Consider the following 16,009-nt stretch of genomic DNA (forward strand, 5'->3'; position numbering starts at 1 on the left):
AATGATCAGATCGTGTAGTGTCTGGCCATACTATCCCTTGGTGGAATATACATTCAGGAAAATTATCCCCACGATTTATCGGCTGATCCGGTATTTGAAGTAGTTACATTATGCCTCTCAAAAAACACGTACGAGTTTTTCGAAAAACATGTACGTGTTTCCGAAAAAACTCGTACGTGTTTTCTTAAAAGCTAAAACGATGCCTATCCTATTAAAAAAGTAGTATCTTTACAACCGGAAGACAGGGTGTCCCGTCTCATTATACTATTATTCATTATTAATCACTGAAACCTATAAACACTATGGGAAAATTTATCAATCCCTTCACCGATTTCGGCTTCAAGCACATATTCGGTAGGGAAATGGACAAGGACATACTAATCGAGTTCCTGAACGACCTCCTCGAAGGGGAGCATACGATCATGGACTTGAGAATCATGAACAATGAGCGATTGCCCGAGACAGAGCAAGGAAGGAAAGTCATCTTTGACATTCATTGCGAGACCGACAAGGGCGAACGGATCATAATCGAGATGCAGAACAGGGAACAGCCCCACTTCAAGGACAGGGCCTTGTATTACCTCTCGCACTCGGTGGTGGAACAGGGGATAAAGGGAACATGGGACTATGAGCTGGCGGCCGTGTACGGTGTTTTTTTCTTGAACTTCACGCTAGACGAGGAGAACAGGCCAAACAATAACAGGAACGAAGGAAAGTTCCGAAGGGACATCATATTGGCGGACCGGGAGAACGGACAGGTATTCAACCCCAAGTTCCGCCAGATCTATATTGAGCTTCCCCGATTCAACAAAGAGGAGGAAGAATGCGAGACCGATTTTGAACGTTGGATTTATGTACTAAAGCATATGGACACATTAGACAGAATGCCATTCAAGGCACGCAAGGCCATATTCGAGCGGTTGGAACGCATCGGATCCATGGCGAACCTCACCCCCAAACAACGGGCGCAGTACGAGGCGGAGTGGAAGATGTATAATGATTATTACAACACCTTGGACTTCGCCGTCGAGAAAGGCATGAAAAAAGGGATGGAAGAAGGCATGGAAAAAGGATTGCAAAAAGGATTGGAGGAAGGGCTACAGAAAGGTTTGCAAAAAGGAAAAGCAGAAGGAAAAGCAGAAGGACGACAGGAAGAGAAACACTCCATAGCACTTAATCTTAAGAAATTAGGAGTTAGTATAGAGCAAATCGCCTTTGCCACCGGCCTCTCCATAGAAGAAATAGAGAAACTATAATAATCTGAGACCTTTCGCCTGATCAACAACTGATTAGGCGAAAGGACAACTCCCATCCCTCACACCCCAACCATTGTTCGCAAATTATTGTTACCTTTGTACGACAACTATAAGGATAAAACGATATGACAAACGAGAGACCGTTGATTCTGATCACGAATGATGATGGCGTATGGGCCAAAGGTATTAACGAATTGATTGAGTGCCTGAAAGATCTAGGCGATTTGGTGGTATTCGCTCCCGATGGACCTCGTTCCGGGATGGGTAGTGCCATTACATCTTTAGTTCCTATCAAGTATACCTTGTTGAAAAAGGAGGAAGGACTTACCATCTATAGTTGCACCGGGACACCGGTTGATTGCGTTAAATTAGCGATTAATGAGGTTTTGGAGCGCAAGCCCGATCTGTTAGTCTCCGGTATCAACCACGGGGGGAATATGGCTATCTGCGTAAATTATTCCGGAACGATGGGTGCCGCCGCCGAGGGCTGTATTTTCAACGTCCCTTCCATGGGTGTATCCTTACTGGACCATGCGGCCGATGCCGACTTCTCCGAATGCTGCCGTCTTGGACGTATGCTGGCACGCCGGGTATTAAAAGAAGGCTTACCGCACGGAACCTACTTAAACCTCAACGTGCCGAAGCTGCCGCAAGTGAAAGGGTTGAAAGTTTGTCGCCAAGCTGACGGTCGTTGGGTACGTGAATTCAAGCGTTCCGAGAACGCCAGCGGAGAGCCCGTATTCTGGTTGACAGGAGCTTTCGAAAGCGCCAAACCCATCCACCCGGACAATGATATGCTTGCGCTGGACAGCGGATACGCCTCCCTAGTCCCCTGCAAGATCGACGTTACGGACTACGACTTCATGGCCACCCTAAACAACTGGATCCTTTAATTTTCAATTCTCAATTCATGAAGTATTACCTGATAGCCGGAGAAGCCTCCGGAGACCTGCACGCCTCGAATTTGATGGCAGCCTTGAAAGAGAATGATCCGAAGGCCGAGTTCCGCTTTCTGGGCGGCGATCTGATGAGAGCCGTCGGAGGAACTCTTGTCAAACATTATCGGGAGATGGCGTTCATGGGCTTTATCCCGGTATTGCTGAACTTGCGCACCATCTTAAATAACATGAGGATGTGCCAAGAGGATATCCGCCGCTATCAGCCAGATGTCGTCATTTTAATTGACTATCCGGGATTCAACCTGAAGATCGCCAAATACGTGAAAACCCAGTTGGGACTCCCGGTATATTACTACATATCCCCCAAGATATGGGCCTGGAAGCAATACCGCATCAAGGACTTCCGGCGTTATGTAGATCGTATGTTCTGCATCCTGCCGTTTGAGACCGAGTTTTTCCGGAAGCTTAATTATTCGGTAGATTACGTAGGAAATCCTTCTGTAGACTCCGTCGCCTATTACAAGGAGCATCAAGCGATTCCCAAAGATGCATTTATCAAAGAGGAAGGATTGGCCGACAAGCCTATCCTCGCCTTGCTATCCGGTAGCCGCAAACAAGAGATCAAGGATAATTTACCGACCATGCTGAAAGTAGCCTCCGCATATCCCGACTACCAGCCGGTAATAGCCGGAGCGCCGGGCATCGATCCCGCCTACTATCAAGAATACATAGGCTCTTATCCCGCCAAGATCGTGTTCGGTAAAACCTATCCCTTGCTACAACATAGCGCCGCCGCCTTGGTAACCTCCGGCACGGCAACCTTGGAAACCGCCCTGTTCCGGGTTCCGCAAGTCGTTTGCTACTATGTCGTGGCCGGACAGTTGGCCAGCTTTATTTTCAAGCATTTCTTCCATACGAAATACATATCCCTCGTGAACCTGATCGGGGGACGGGAGATCGTACAAGAACTATTCGGAGCCCGCTTCTCCGAATCGCAAATACAAGACGAGCTAGGACGTATCCTACAAGATCCAGCCTATCGAAAACGAATGCTAGACGGATACGACGAGATTATCCATACGCTAGGAATGCCCGGGGCTTCAAAGCGTACGGCACGGCTAATCGTTGAATCCCTTGGTTCTTAACATCTTTTATTAACGTCTTTTGCAGCATTTCACCCCGAACTTACATCTTTCCTCATAGAACGATGAAATGTGAACTTTTTAAGAAACAAAAGGAATGAAGACGTTGAGAGCTTTTTTATTGGTTATCGGGATCGCTTTAGTATCCCTCACCCTACCCTCTTGCTTAGATGACGATGACTCCTATTCTTTAGGTGATATCTGGATAGCGGTCGCTACCGTAGTACCGGAAGGTAATAACGTATATTACTTACGGCTGGACGACGGAGATAAGCTATGGCCCGCCGCCACGAACTATCCGAACTATCAGCCGAAGCCTAACCAACGTGCCTTGGTGAACTTCACGATATTGGCGGATTCCACCCAAAGTAATCTAGGAGGTTTCTCCCATTATGTCAAGGTTAACGCGATCCATAACATCCTTACGAAATCCATCGCTAAGAACGAGGGAGCGGCTAATGATTCTATCTATGGTACGGACCCGGTAAGTATTTATGAGAATAATATGTGGATCGGAGACGGATATTTGAATATCTATTTCGAGACACTCTGGGGAGGCAAGACCGCCCACTTTATCAACCTGATCCAACCGGATGCCGAGAATGATCCTTATACGCTGGAGTTTAGGCATAACGCTTACGATGATCCCCAATATACGATCGGGGCCGGACGTGTGGCGTTCAACTTGTCTTCCTTGCCGGATACCAAAGGAGAGACGGTCGATCTTGTCGTAAACTATTGGACTTCCGACGGGAAACAGGCTTATAAATTGAAATATAATTCGGATAAGACAAAAATGGAAGGTACTTCGCAAGGCTATACGAACGATAGTATCTCCAATATAACAGACATGAAATAAACCTTCCCACATAACTTTTATTTTTATCATTTAGTTCAGGAGGAGAGGCGTCGAGATGATGCCTTTCTTTTTTTTGTATTTTTACGCTACAAGATGCAACGGTCAAGGCATCACTCTCGTTTATATAAACAAATGGACAAAGTAACCGAACATCTGATCGAGGGTTGCCGCCGGGGAGACCGGAGCTCGCAACTGAAGTTGTACAAACAATACGCACAGCGATTGTATATAGCCTGCTTGCGTATCGTAGGCAACTCATCCGAGGCGGAAGAAGCCATGCAGGACTCGTTCCTCAAGATCTTCACACGCTTGGACCAATATCATGACGGGCAATGCTTTGAGGCATGGATGCATCGTATCGCCATCCATACGGCCATCGATTATGTACGTCGCCAAGCACCGGACCAAGAGGAGCTTTCCGACAATTTGGCCGAACCGGACGAGGAAGGGCCGGACGAGGAAGATATCCAATACTCCGTGGCACAGATAAAGGAAGCTACCAAGAAGTTGCCGGCAGGCTACCGCATAATCCTCTCGCTTTACCTCTTTGAGGGATATGACATGGAAGAGATCGCCTCTATCCTGAAAATCCAACCGCCAAGCGTCCGTAGCCAGTACCTACGTGCCAAGCGGAAATTGTTAGACATTATAGCAGCCAATTAAACATGGATAAACTAAAGAATTTCATAGACGCAAACCGTGACGCATTCGAGGAAGATGAGATGCTTCCCGAAGGTCACTTCGAACGTTTCGAGCAAAAACTGCCGAAGCCACGGAAAAACCGTGCGGCCCTATACAGCCTATCGGCCTTTGTCATAGCTGCCTCTATCGCTTTGTTGCTCTTATTCCGCTTGCCGGGAGGGACCGGTCTGCCGGAACCCGCGCAAAAGACCACGGCCCAGACCTGCGAGGCCCAAGAAGAGATCGAGGAACTACGTCTATATTACAATATGCAAATGAACGACGTATTGACGCAGATGAAGAAGTTGTATAAACAGGACCGGACACCGGGAGCGGAAGAGTTATTGCAAGAGAGCAAACGGATCCTCACGGATAATTATATGTTCGAGGAAACGATACTCCCTACCTTGCCTTGTTCCAACGACGGTCTCTTCGCCATGACCCAGCATTACAGCAATAGCTTGGAGGGCCTCACGCTGATGCTTAAGCAAATGGAACAAGTCACGGATAACCAGAAATAGTAATAACAATTAATACATATCAATCATGAACACGACACACGTAAAATTGAGTCCCGCCGTATTGCTGACTTTCGTATTGCTGCTATGCAATCTATCGGCAATAGCTAGGCCACAAGAGAAGATCAAGAAAAAAGAGATATCCCAATCCTACAGCGTAAGCGCCGGTGATCGTCTCCAAGTAGAAAACCGTTATGGAAACATCACCGTTACCCACTGGAATCAGAATACGGTAGCTATACGGGTTGAGGTAGAATGTAAGGCTCGCAGCGAGGAACGTGCTCAAGAGAACTTGGACCGTATCCAAATCGAGACCAAGAAGATAGGTGGTATTGTCTCAGCGGTCACTACGATAAAGAAGGAGATGAATAGCAATTCGAATAATGAGTCCATGACGATCAATTATTATATCCAGATGCCTCCTAAGCTCGCCGCAGACTTGAACCAGAAATACGGAAATATCAACTTGCCAAGCGATAATAACGGCAACATGGATATCCATGTAAAATACGGCAACCTGAATGCGGGTAATTTCACAGCCAACGCAATGATAGAGGCCAAATATGGTAACATCGAGGTAGGAAATCTGCAGGACGCCCAACTGGATCTGGGCTACGTAGGAACCGCCAAGATTCGCAACGCTAAAGATTTAACGATAGACAGCAAATATTCCAATCTGGATATACAGGATATACAATCTTTACGCATGGAGATTAAATATGGTAATCTCACCATTGAAAGCGTAAGCAGACTAGACATGGAGATTAAGTACAGCGACGCTAAAATCGGGACCCTTAAAGATGCCTTGAATGTAAGTAGCCTTAGCTATAGTAACTTAAAGATACGAAACTTGTCTCCCTCTTTCTCGAAGGTGAACGTAGAATCTCATTATGGGAATTTAGAGGTAGCGCTTCCCGCAAAAACTTCTTTCCGGATAGTAGCGGAGAACATGAAGTATTCAAGCTGCGACGTGAACGGTTTCAATATCACCCGCAAGCATTTTGACGATGAGGATCGTGACAAGAATTACACCTATGAGATTAATGGTGGAAAGCAACCGACGATTCACTTCGAGGGAAATCGATATGGAAATCTAAAAGTCAAGGCCAATTAATCAGTTGTAGAGACGGGGCGTGCCTCGTCTCTACAACCGGATATTTTTATTTTGAGGTGTTTTGCCGGCGTATCTCTTCTCTCTTCAACCAGTTATCGAGTTGTGTAAACAGGAAGAAACAAGAGATCCCGGAAGCAATCGTTAAAACAATCGGGAAATAGGCTCGCAAAGAGCCTAAAACCGTTTCCGCCCCGCCCGGAGAAAGCTTAACCAAATACAAGATGCCTACTAACACAAGCATATAAGCGACAAATATGCTAAAAATGCCTACAGGTGTAAATCGTTTCTTGATATAGTACTTATATACCCGCTTCTTCTCTTGTATAATCAATGCCATAATACGGGAGTTTAATGAGGCCGAAGGTTGTTCCGCCGTCCCTCGCATCAACTTACGTGTCAAATGATCAATATCTTTCTCATTCATATTCATAACAAATCAGCTGTCTCTAATTTCATTTTATCTTGCAACACTTCATAAAACCGTTTCCGCCCACGGAATAGTTTTACTTTCACATTAGAAGCGCTCAATTCAGTGATCTGACAGATCTCTTCCACCGAGCATTCCTCCAAATAATAAAGAGTAAGCAACAAGGCCTCATCAGCCGGAAGCTTTTTCAGCGTACGTGCGATCATCTCTTTCCGGTCCTCACGCTCTAATAAAGCCGTAGCCGATTCAACTTCGTCATTCGAAAGGTCTACAGGGCCCGCCTCCTCATAACTCACGAACATACGCTGTTGTCTCAAGGCTGTCAACGCCGTACGATACACGATCCTATAAAACCATGTTGAGAACTTACTATCGAAATGAAAATCGGAAAGAGCACGATACATCTTCACGAACGCATCCTGTACAGCCTCTTCTGCCTCCTCGCGATTTTCCAAGATACGAAGAGCGATGGTATAAGCCATCTTCTCATACTTCGCGACAAGGCAGGAGAAACTTTGCGTGTCCCCTGCCAAAATACGTTCTATCCACTTTCGCTCATCCATCCGGTATCGTTTATTCTTCCAGACGCATTTTCTTCTCGTCCTCCAATCTCTCCTTCTCCATTAAAGAACGGGAAAGAAAGAAATAAATTATAAAAGCTACTCCACCGAACATAATCGTAATAGCCGGAACTAACAAAAAGAACCAATCGCTATCGTAAGTGAAAGCAGAGTCGACCATCATACCGACAATCACACCCAATGACAAACCGATCATAAAAATACCGTTACGCAGGGTATTATAACGATTAGGCCTTCTCTCGGGGCGCATAGCCTCTTCCAACACAATTCCTTTCTCGATCATCGCCATCTTTTCCTCATGCTTACTTTTAATGGTCATGTAACTAGCGATAATACCTAACAATACCGGCATACCTACCGCACAAATAACACCTAAAATAGGAATCCACAACTCGTTCATATCTTTTATTCTTTAAAGGTTTAATAAATTATTCGCTTTTATCAATAAGACATGAGTAATCACAAATCGGTTACAAAAAAGAGAAGAAATTTTATACATGCACAAATAAAAGAAGCGAACTCCATCCATTTATGAAGTTCGCTTCTTGGGAAAGTTATTTATCGTCTTTTTAGATACTTACGCAAGTTCACCTCTTACGATCTCTTCTTTGTCCTTATCCCAGTACATCGTACGTCCTTCCAGATAAGCACGCGTACCCATGTGGGCAGTCATAGCTTCTTGGAAAGCAGCGTCGATATTACAGCTAGGAGTCTTGCCTTGACGGATACATTCTAGCCACTCACGGATATGCAAGTGAGTCGTATCATAACGTTTACCATTTACATACGTATACAGCAAACCACGTTTAGCGAAATACAACTCCGTAGGAGATGTAACGGAATCCGAGCTATTTTGTCCCGGTACATAGGTATAGAACGGAGTATCTGTAGGAATAATACCTTCCTTGATCTTATCCGCATAACGAGTGGAATCTTGGTCAACCGTAATAGCCAAGATATTGGAAACCTCCATAGAAGCATCATGCCCCATGAACACCTTGCCACGGTTACGGCTACTTGCCAATGTAGCGCTATACAACATCGTCAAGTCACGATCCGGCCACTCGAAAGTAGTCTGCAATACATCAGGTACCGTACGTCCGTCCTTGAAGAAATAAACACCGCCGGATGAAGTAGCGGAATGAGGTATACCCACATGCATGATCTGGTTGACAGCGTCATACTCATGTGTCAACAAGTCACCGGAAAGGCCTGTACTATAATCCCACCAGCAACGCCAGCGGAAGAAACGTTCCAGACTGAACTTGCTACGCTCGTCCGGACCGATATATCTTTCAAGCTTGTTGGATGTCATATAATCCATATATTCCTTAATACGCTCAGGATCACCCTCGAACTGCTTCCAATCAATCGTATTAGGATTAGAGCCTTCGATAATATCATATACCCAAGCACCATTTGGAGAGTTACGGTTCGTACAAACCTCGATCAAGTTGACAGAGCCGAGCAATCCGTTGCCGATAATCTCCTCAGCCTTCTGATAGCAATCGGTCTGACGTCCTTGGTGACCTAACTGAAATACAACGCCGGTCTCTTTGATCACTTGGCGAACCATATACGTCTCAGGAACCGTCCATGACAACGGTTTCTCGCAATACACATGCTTTCCGGCACGTGCCGCAGCCATAGCGATCGTGCTATGCCAGTGGTCCGGACCAGCGATAATAACGGCATCCACATCCGGAGCCGTTACCAACTCTTGATAAGTCCGGTAACGTTTCGGAGCAGGCCCGAACTTACCGTCGCTACCCTCACGATGGATATTGGAACCGGTCAATACAGCGGCCTCACCATATACATCAAATATATCACAAACCGCAGTTATCTCAATATTCAGATCATCTTGCTCCATATATTGCTGATAACGCGTATCCTTCTTATTCAGCTTATTAGCCTCTTTCATCTTATCGATCCAAGAAGGCTCAGCGAAACCTGCGGCACGCATCAATTGCTTTCCACGAATACCGAAGCCGACCAAACCGATACGGATCTTCTTGCCATCGCCTTGCGGCTCCAAATAGGAGGCCTGTCTGTTACTTACCTGAAATACATCTGATATGTTACGGCCTCTTAAAGCGTCTTTCCTTTTTTGGTAAACGCCATATGCCAAAGCACCTAAGATAGGCACTGTAGCCAATGTCTTCAATGTGTCCCGACGTCCTTTATCGGGCATTTGCTCCTGAGAAGGAGTATTCTTTGCATCTTCTGTTGCCATGGGTATCAAATAAATTTAAGTTTATGCAATATCGGACACACACGTCCTAACACACGATCGAATCCTATGATTTGTGATGTAGGGAATACGCACATCAAACCTAAAGCGGCGAACTCCACAAGGTTCTTGTCAATCCATAAATAAGAGCCTTCAAACGGCATCATATAGCTTGCTCCCACGAAAGAGGGGTGGGATAACGTGTACATAGCGAGAAGAATCATACCTCCAACAGAAGATAAACGATACAAACAGCCTAAAGTCAAGCCTAGGCCGATCAATAACAGAACCCACTCATTCAAGAAGTTGATGGTCGTCATCAAACTGTCGTCTTGAGTCAATTTGATAAAAAATGAAGCAGCGGGACCCTTTGAATCGAGTAGATAGGGTAGAGATGTCCATTTTGGGTTCATGATTTTTACTAGGCCTTCATACATAAAGTGCCAACCTATAAAAAGACGCAGCATCATCAGCCAAGTCATCTGCGCTTTCGTGTAACCTTGTTCTATTTTCATTTCTTGGTCCTAAAAAATTGGTTTAGAAAAAGTCGATTATTAAAAACACAACACCCGAAGCTAAAATCATAGATTTAGGCCTCGGGCGTTATTTATGCTAAAATGTGCTTGATACGATTAATCCAAAACTTTAACAGTAATGTTACGGAACCAAACATCATCCCCGTGGTCTTGAAATCCGATGAAACCTTCTTTGTTAGCGCCACCGCAATTCAACAACAACTCATAAGCCAACGGCCATTTGTCTTTGCTAAATTTGCTGTTATCCAACATTTCTTTCCATTGCGGAGTCCACAAGTGATACTCAACAACAGGTTCATCGCTATTCAAATAGTGAACAACTGTACCCTTATAGCACATGATCTTACCCTTGTTCCACTCACCGAACGGTTTTGCGTTCTGCGGTTTAGCAGGAATCATGTCATACAAAGAAGAAGATTTACGGTTGCCATCCTTACCTAACTTAGCGTCCGGATGGTTCTCGTTATCCAATACTTGATACTCAGGAGCAGAGATATAAGAAGGTTGTCCCTCTACCTCTTGAATCATGATGAATACACCAGAGTTAGAGCCTTTACCTACTTTCCATTCGAACTCAAGCTCGAAGTTACCCAACTTATGAGCGAAGATCAAGTCCCCACCGTTGGAAGCACCAGCCTCACCAGCACCAGAGCCATTGATTTTGATCGCTCCGTCCTCGATTGTCCAAGCACCCGGAACGTCAGCACGGTCATAACCTCTCCAGCCATTGAATGTCTTACCATCGAAGATCACATATCTACCCTCTTTATCTTTCGGGAAAGTCGTGATATCTACAGTAGGAAGATCTGTCATGAGCTTGTACTCAGGAGCTGCGGCTTCTGTTGTAGTCTCAGCAGCTGCAGGAGCTTCTTCTGTTTTCTTTCCACCACCACAAGATGTGAAATAACACATCATGATAGCAGCACTTGCTAATAATACTGACTTTTTCATTTTATTTATTGAGTTAAAACTATTATCTCGGCATATCTACCAGCTTCCAACCGTCACGATAATTGTGCTTGATCAAACCTGCGGCAAATTCTTGAGCGTTGATAGGATCCGTCCACACCGTCTTAAATTTCGGGTCGCCATCGATAACCTCGAAGGTATCTTTCTGAATAATCTTGATCGTATCATTCGGATCGATATTCGTAAATCTCATGTTAGGACCATCCCACAACAATTCTTTATTCAATCTTTGCAAACGAACAGCCAATACACCCATTACAACCATTTCATTGAACGGACCAGCCTCCAAGAAGTTAGACTTCGTCTGAACACGGCTACCAGCGCTTTCCTTACAAGCACGGATCCAGTCTTGTTCGTGACCACCCTTCATAGCATCTTTCACACGGCGCAATGTTTGAGGAACGTTCGGTTTACGACCTGACAACAACCAAGGCTCAACACCGTAGCAACCGCAGATCAAAGTATCTTTCGTACCGTGGAAGATACACAATCCACCACCAGAACCCATCAACTCCTTACCTTGAGGGAATCCTTCTGGACGATCCGGCATCATACCACCATCATACCAGTGAACCTCAACCTCCGGCATAGCTACCTTCGGCATATTATCACGAGCCGGGAATACCAACTTAACATGCTGAGCGTTAGGAGCACAGTCTTGTAATAACAATGTAGAAGAACCTTGTACTCTTGTCGGATAGCCTAAATTCAAGCCTTTGAATACCGGATGCAAGATGTGGCAAGCCATATCACCCAACGCACCTGTACCATAATCCCACCATCCGCGCCAGTTCCAAGGATGATATGTCTTATTAAACGGTCTCAATTTAGCAGGACCCGTAAACAAATCCCAATTCAATGTAGAAGGAATCTTATCAACTTTCTCAGGAGCGTTCAAACCTTGTGGCCAAATAGGACGGTTGGTAGCGCATTCTACTTTAGTAACCTCACCGATCTCACCATTCCAAATCCATTCGCAGATCAAATCTACACCTTCAGCCAATGAAGAACCTTGGTTACCCATCTGAGTAGCTACGTCATACTTCTTAGCCAAGTTCGTAAGCAAACGGGACTCATAAACAGAGTGAGTCAACGGTTTCTGAGTGTATACGTGTTTGCCAAGCGTCATAGCGTCAGCTGTGATCATGGCATGAGTATGGTCGGCGGTAGCTACCAACACAGCGTCGATAGATTTACCCATCTCATCATACATCTTACGATAATCCCAGTATTTCTTAGCTTGAGGATGACGGTCGAATACCGGTTTCGCATACTTCCAGTCAATATCACAAAGAGCTACGATATTCTCGGTAGTCTCCATGTTCTTTAAGTTAGCGTTACCCATACCTCCGATACCTACACCGGCAATATTCAATTTATCAGTTGGAGCGATATGACCATGGGTTTTACCTAGGACCGCACTCGGAACAATAGTCAAAGCTGCTGCGGCAGCCGTACCTTTTTGAAGAAAAGATCTTCTAGTAATGTTTGACATAGTAATAATTTTTTATAGATTAGCACTTAACAATGATATTTCATGTGTCTTTACACCTTTACAGGCAACAAATTGTCGCAAATATAGCCAATGCTGTATTATTGACAAGATCAAAAGACCGCTTTCTTATTTAAAATAGTTTTTTTTAACAGACAGGATAGATCTTATTTATAATTTCATAAATATTATCTATAGGATTGGGGGTATTTTATTAACGCGGTTTGGATATATTTGTAAAAACATGAAAACATATTCATATTAACAACTGTTATCTTAAATGAGAACAACTATATGAAAAAAGAATCTGCATTCATACGAATATATCGCTTTTATCTGGAAGGATTCCGGGAGATGAAGCTGGGCAAGACTCTTTGGCTAATAATTCTAGTCAAATTGTTTATCATGTTTTTTATCCTGAGATTATTCTTCTTTCCTAATTATCTCGGGCAATTCGATAGCGATAGTGAGAAGGAGAACCACGTATCGAACGAACTCATACAACGGGCAATAAATCCTTAAAACATTAATAAATATGATTGAAAACATTGACACTTCATTGATCGATTGGTCGAGGGCCCAATTTGCCCTTACGGCCATGTATCATTGGCTCTTCGTGCCACTAACACTAGGACTTGGCGTTATCCAAGCTATTATGGAGACGATTTATTATCGGACAGGTAATGAGGCATGGAAAAAGACCGCCCAATTTTGGATGAAATTATTCGGTATCAATTTCGCTATCGGTGTCGCTACGGGATTGATCCTCGAGTTCGAGTTCGGAACCAACTGGTCTAACTATAGTTGGTTTGTCGGGGATATCTTCGGGGCACCTTTGGCTATCGAGGGAATTCTCGCCTTCTTTATGGAAGCCACCTTTATCGCTGTTATGTTTTTTGGTTGGGACAAAGTTAGCAAACGCTTCCATCTCGCCTCCACTTGGCTGACGATTATCGGCGCTACTCTTTCCGCTCTCTGGATCTTGATCGCTAACGCATGGATGCAATATCCGGTCGGTATGCATTTCAATCCGGATACGGTCCGTAACGAGATGTTCGACTTCTGGGCCGTAGCCTTATCGCCTGTCGCCATTAATAAGTTTTTCCATACGGTATTGTCCGGTTGGATCGTAGGCGCCTTGTTCGTACTAGGAATCAGCTGCTGGTATTTATTAAAGAAACGGAATACCGAATTCGCTTTGTCAAGTATCAAGGTCAGCGCTATATTCGGGTTGGTAGCCTCCATCCTTATTATCTGGACGGGTGATGGCTCCGCTTACCAAGTCGCTCAAAAGCAGCCGATGAAACTAGCCGCCATGGAAGGTCTTTATGAGGGTGGCAACGGAGTAGGACTCGTAGGTATCGGCATCTTAAATCCAGCAAAGACGAGTTATCTGGATAACCAGAACGCATTTATTTTTGACATTAAGTTCCCCAAACTCCTCTCCTTCTTAGCAGAACGTGACATGAACGCATACGTTCCGGGTATCGTAAACTTGATAGAGGGAGGCTATACGACCAATAAGGGAACGGTAGCGCTCTCCGCCAAAGAAAAAATTGAGAAAGGTAAAGCCGCTATCAAAGCGTTAGCTGATTATCGTAAAGCGGTCAAAGATAAAGATACCGCAGCCGCCGGACAATACAGGGTAACTTTGGAAGAGAATTTCCCCTATTTCGGATATGGTTATATTAAGGATCCGGCAGAGTTAATCCCGCATGTAGGATTGACATTCTATTCTTTCCGTGTGATGGTGATCCTTGGTTGTTTCTTCATCTTACTATTCATTATTACGTTGATATGGGATAAAAAAGGGAAAATCGCTAATACACGTTGGTTGCAATACGTGGGCCTATGGTCTATACCTTTAGGATATATAGCGGGACAAGCCGGTTGGATCGTAGCGGAGGTAGGACGTCAGCCTTGGGCCATACAGGATATCTTGCCGACCAGCGCTTCGATATCCAAGTTAAACCCGTCCTCGGTACAGACCACTTTCTACCTGTTCCTTATCTTATTTACGATCCTGCTGATCGCAGAGATTGGAATCATGGTTAAGGCCATCAAGAAAGGGCCGGAAGCTGCCGCCCACTAATTTTCAATTTTCAAATATCAATTCTTAATTAGAAAGTCCTATGGATAGTACATATATATTGTTACAACATTACTGGTGGTTTCTGGTATCTCTACTGGGAGCGCTATTAGTATTCCTTCTTTTTGTACAAGGAGGCCAATCTCTACTCTTCACTATCGGCAAGACGGAGATACAGCAAAAAATGTTATTGAACTCGACCGGGCGTAAGTGGGAGTTTACTTTCACTACGTTGGTCACTTTCGGAGGTGCTTTCTTCGCCTCTTTCCCTTTATTTTATTCCACAAGCTTCGGCGGAGCCTATTGGGTATGGATGCTGATCTTACTTTGCTTCGTGATACAAGCTGTATCTTACGAGTATCAAGCGAAAAAAGGCAACTTACTCGGGAAAAAGACGTATCAAGTATTTCTTATGATCAATGGTATAGCAGGTCCGATCTTACTCGGAACCGCTGTAGCGACCTTCTTTAACGGCGCCGAATTTATTGTTAACAAAGAACAGTTGACTGATGTAGCCATGCCCGTCATTTCCACGTGGGCCAATCCTTGGCATGGATTAGAGGCGGCTTTGGTATTTTGGAATTTGTGCCTAGGACTGGCAGTTTTCTTCTTGGCACGAGCTCTGGCCCTACTCTATTTTATCAACAATATCGATGATCCAGAGATTGTCGCTAAAAGCCGGAAACAATTGATACCGGAGACAATCTTGTTCCTCGTCTTTTTCTTGACATTCTTGATCCGTTTATTGTTGGTGGACGGTTTTGCCGTAAATCCGGATACCGGAGAAGTATTTATGCAACCGTATAAGTATTTTATGAACCTGATCGAGATGCCAATCGTGTTAGCCGTATTATTGATTGGCGTGGTTGGCGTGTTATTCGGCATAGGGAAAACGATATTCTCGAAGACTTGGAGAAAAGGCATCTGGTTCGCGGGAGCAGGGACTGTCTTGACCGTATTAGCTTTATTACTTTGCGCAGGATGGAATAATACGGCTTACTACCCATCTTTGGCGGATCTACAAAGTTCATTGACGATCCAGAATAGTTGCTCAAGCCCATTCACGTTGAAAGTAATGAGCTATGTATCTATTCTCGTCCCATTCGTATTAGCCTACATTTTCTATGCTTGGAGAGCGCTTGATCTACATAAGATCAATAGTAAGGAAATGCAAGAAGGAGGTCATACCTATTAAATAATGTGCAAATTAAAT

The 16,009-nt window shown here is 44.6% G+C and carries 17 protein-coding genes; 10 read left to right on the forward strand and 7 right to left on the reverse strand.

Annotated elements, in window-relative coordinates; genetic code table 11:
* Positions 1-302: 302 nt before the first annotated feature.
* The 7 genes from ACESPU_RS12415 (at position 303) to ACESPU_RS12445 (ending at position 6,469) form a co-directional block, all read left to right on the forward strand.
* Entirely contained in the window at positions 303-1,256 is a 954-nt protein-coding gene (locus tag ACESPU_RS12415) for an Rpn family recombination-promoting nuclease/putative transposase (protein ID WP_373133397.1), read from the forward strand.
* Positions 1,257-1,381: 125 nt separating this feature from the next.
* Positions 1,382-2,149, forward strand: coding sequence for a 5'/3'-nucleotidase SurE (surE, locus tag ACESPU_RS12420; RefSeq protein WP_011966925.1), 768 nt, complete (start codon positions 1,382-1,384; stop codon positions 2,147-2,149).
* 17 nt (positions 2,150-2,166) lie between these two features.
* On the forward strand, positions 2,167-3,300 hold the full coding sequence (lpxB, locus tag ACESPU_RS12425) for a lipid-A-disaccharide synthase (protein WP_158533116.1): 1,134 nt from the start codon (positions 2,167-2,169) through the stop codon (positions 3,298-3,300).
* A gap of 94 nt (positions 3,301-3,394) precedes the next feature.
* A complete protein-coding gene (locus ACESPU_RS12430; protein WP_048927916.1) occupies positions 3,395-4,156 on the forward strand; it encodes a NigD-like protein in 762 nt (253 codons plus the stop codon).
* 132 nt (positions 4,157-4,288) lie between these two features.
* Positions 4,289-4,819, forward strand: a complete 531-nt coding sequence (locus ACESPU_RS12435) for an RNA polymerase sigma factor (RefSeq protein ID WP_009018379.1) — start codon at positions 4,289-4,291, stop codon at positions 4,817-4,819.
* Between the two features lie 2 nt (positions 4,820-4,821).
* Positions 4,822-5,358 (forward strand): hypothetical protein, encoded by a 537-nt coding sequence (locus tag ACESPU_RS12440; protein WP_009018380.1) that lies wholly within the window; start codon positions 4,822-4,824, stop codon positions 5,356-5,358.
* 25 nt (positions 5,359-5,383) lie between these two features.
* Positions 5,384-6,469: a hypothetical protein gene (locus ACESPU_RS12445; RefSeq protein ID WP_005861094.1), complete on the forward strand. Its 1,086-nt coding sequence runs from the start codon at positions 5,384-5,386 to the stop codon at positions 6,467-6,469.
* Between the two features lie 46 nt (positions 6,470-6,515).
* Here the strand turns inward: ACESPU_RS12445 and ACESPU_RS12450 are convergent, their stop codons facing one another.
* The 7 genes from ACESPU_RS12450 to ACESPU_RS12480 all read right to left on the reverse strand — a co-directional run bounded on the left by ACESPU_RS12450 (position 6,516) and on the right by ACESPU_RS12480 (position 12,710).
* Entirely contained in the window at positions 6,516-6,893 is a 378-nt protein-coding gene (locus ACESPU_RS12450) for a hypothetical protein (protein WP_226769929.1), read from the reverse strand.
* A 2-nt stretch (positions 6,894-6,895) separates the two neighbouring features.
* Positions 6,896-7,459 carry an RNA polymerase sigma factor gene (locus ACESPU_RS12455; protein ID WP_008773926.1) on the reverse strand — a complete coding sequence of 188 codons (564 nt, stop codon included), beginning with the start codon at positions 7,457-7,459 and terminating at the stop codon, positions 6,896-6,898.
* A 10-nt stretch (positions 7,460-7,469) separates the two neighbouring features.
* Positions 7,470-7,877 (reverse strand): DUF6249 domain-containing protein, encoded by a 408-nt coding sequence (locus tag ACESPU_RS12460; protein WP_008773927.1) that lies wholly within the window; start codon positions 7,875-7,877, stop codon positions 7,470-7,472.
* 177 nt (positions 7,878-8,054) lie between these two features.
* Complete coding sequence (locus ACESPU_RS12465) at positions 8,055-9,713, reverse strand: Gfo/Idh/MocA family protein (RefSeq protein ID WP_373133398.1); 1,659 nt, start codon at positions 9,711-9,713, stop codon at positions 8,055-8,057.
* A 5-nt stretch (positions 9,714-9,718) separates the two neighbouring features.
* Positions 9,719-10,225: a DoxX family membrane protein gene (locus tag ACESPU_RS12470; RefSeq protein WP_303391567.1), complete on the reverse strand. Its 507-nt coding sequence runs from the start codon at positions 10,223-10,225 to the stop codon at positions 9,719-9,721.
* A gap of 117 nt (positions 10,226-10,342) precedes the next feature.
* Positions 10,343-11,197 (reverse strand): DUF1080 domain-containing protein, encoded by an 855-nt coding sequence (locus ACESPU_RS12475; protein ID WP_005861081.1) that lies wholly within the window; start codon positions 11,195-11,197, stop codon positions 10,343-10,345.
* A gap of 22 nt (positions 11,198-11,219) precedes the next feature.
* A complete protein-coding gene (locus ACESPU_RS12480) occupies positions 11,220-12,710 on the reverse strand; it encodes a Gfo/Idh/MocA family protein (RefSeq protein ID WP_272025895.1) in 1,491 nt (496 codons plus the stop codon).
* 291 nt (positions 12,711-13,001) lie between these two features.
* On the opposite strand from ACESPU_RS12480, the gene ACESPU_RS12485 reads away from it, so the two are divergent.
* The 3 genes from ACESPU_RS12485 to ACESPU_RS12495 are packed head-to-tail and all read left to right on the forward strand — an operon-like array spanning position 13,002 to position 15,991.
* Positions 13,002-13,229 (forward strand): DUF4492 domain-containing protein, encoded by a 228-nt coding sequence (locus ACESPU_RS12485; RefSeq protein ID WP_005861078.1) that lies wholly within the window; start codon positions 13,002-13,004, stop codon positions 13,227-13,229.
* 13 nt (positions 13,230-13,242) lie between these two features.
* On the forward strand, positions 13,243-14,799 hold the full coding sequence (locus tag ACESPU_RS12490) for a cytochrome ubiquinol oxidase subunit I (protein ID WP_195472630.1): 1,557 nt from the start codon (positions 13,243-13,245) through the stop codon (positions 14,797-14,799).
* Positions 14,800-14,839: 40 nt separating this feature from the next.
* Positions 14,840-15,991, forward strand: a complete 1,152-nt coding sequence (locus ACESPU_RS12495; protein WP_005861074.1) for a cytochrome d ubiquinol oxidase subunit II — start codon at positions 14,840-14,842, stop codon at positions 15,989-15,991.
* The last annotated feature ends 18 nt before the right edge of the window (positions 15,992-16,009 follow it).

This window comes from Parabacteroides sp. 20_3, assembly GCF_964238835.1.
GTDB classification, from domain to species: domain Bacteria; phylum Bacteroidota; class Bacteroidia; order Bacteroidales; family Tannerellaceae; genus Parabacteroides; species Parabacteroides distasonis.

Coding starts and splice junctions, on each gene's coding strand:
- ACESPU_RS12415 (WP_373133397.1), top strand. CDS start 303: ATGGGAAAATTTATCAATCCCTTCACCGATTTCGGCTTCAAGCACATA.
- surE (WP_011966925.1), top strand. CDS start 1,382: ATGACAAACGAGAGACCGTTGATTCTGATCACGAATGATGATGGCGTA.
- lpxB (WP_158533116.1), top strand. CDS start 2,167: ATGAAGTATTACCTGATAGCCGGAGAAGCCTCCGGAGACCTGCACGCC.
- ACESPU_RS12430 (WP_048927916.1), top strand. CDS start 3,395: ATGAAGACGTTGAGAGCTTTTTTATTGGTTATCGGGATCGCTTTAGTA.
- ACESPU_RS12435 (WP_009018379.1), top strand. CDS start 4,289: ATGGACAAAGTAACCGAACATCTGATCGAGGGTTGCCGCCGGGGAGAC.
- ACESPU_RS12440 (WP_009018380.1), top strand. CDS start 4,822: ATGGATAAACTAAAGAATTTCATAGACGCAAACCGTGACGCATTCGAG.
- ACESPU_RS12445 (WP_005861094.1), top strand. CDS start 5,384: ATGAACACGACACACGTAAAATTGAGTCCCGCCGTATTGCTGACTTTC.
- ACESPU_RS12450 (WP_226769929.1), bottom strand. CDS start 6,893: ATGAATGAGAAAGATATTGATCATTTGACACGTAAGTTGATGCGAGGG.
- ACESPU_RS12455 (WP_008773926.1), bottom strand. CDS start 7,459: ATGGATGAGCGAAAGTGGATAGAACGTATTTTGGCAGGGGACACGCAA.
- ACESPU_RS12460 (WP_008773927.1), bottom strand. CDS start 7,877: ATGAACGAGTTGTGGATTCCTATTTTAGGTGTTATTTGTGCGGTAGGT.
- ACESPU_RS12465 (WP_373133398.1), bottom strand. CDS start 9,713: ATGGCAACAGAAGATGCAAAGAATACTCCTTCTCAGGAGCAAATGCCC.
- ACESPU_RS12470 (WP_303391567.1), bottom strand. CDS start 10,225: ATGAAAATAGAACAAGGTTACACGAAAGCGCAGATGACTTGGCTGATG.
- ACESPU_RS12475 (WP_005861081.1), bottom strand. CDS start 11,197: ATGAAAAAGTCAGTATTATTAGCAAGTGCTGCTATCATGATGTGTTAT.
- ACESPU_RS12480 (WP_272025895.1), bottom strand. CDS start 12,710: ATGTCAAACATTACTAGAAGATCTTTTCTTCAAAAAGGTACGGCTGCC.
- ACESPU_RS12485 (WP_005861078.1), top strand. CDS start 13,002: ATGAAAAAAGAATCTGCATTCATACGAATATATCGCTTTTATCTGGAA.
- ACESPU_RS12490 (WP_195472630.1), top strand. CDS start 13,243: ATGATTGAAAACATTGACACTTCATTGATCGATTGGTCGAGGGCCCAA.
- ACESPU_RS12495 (WP_005861074.1), top strand. CDS start 14,840: ATGGATAGTACATATATATTGTTACAACATTACTGGTGGTTTCTGGTA.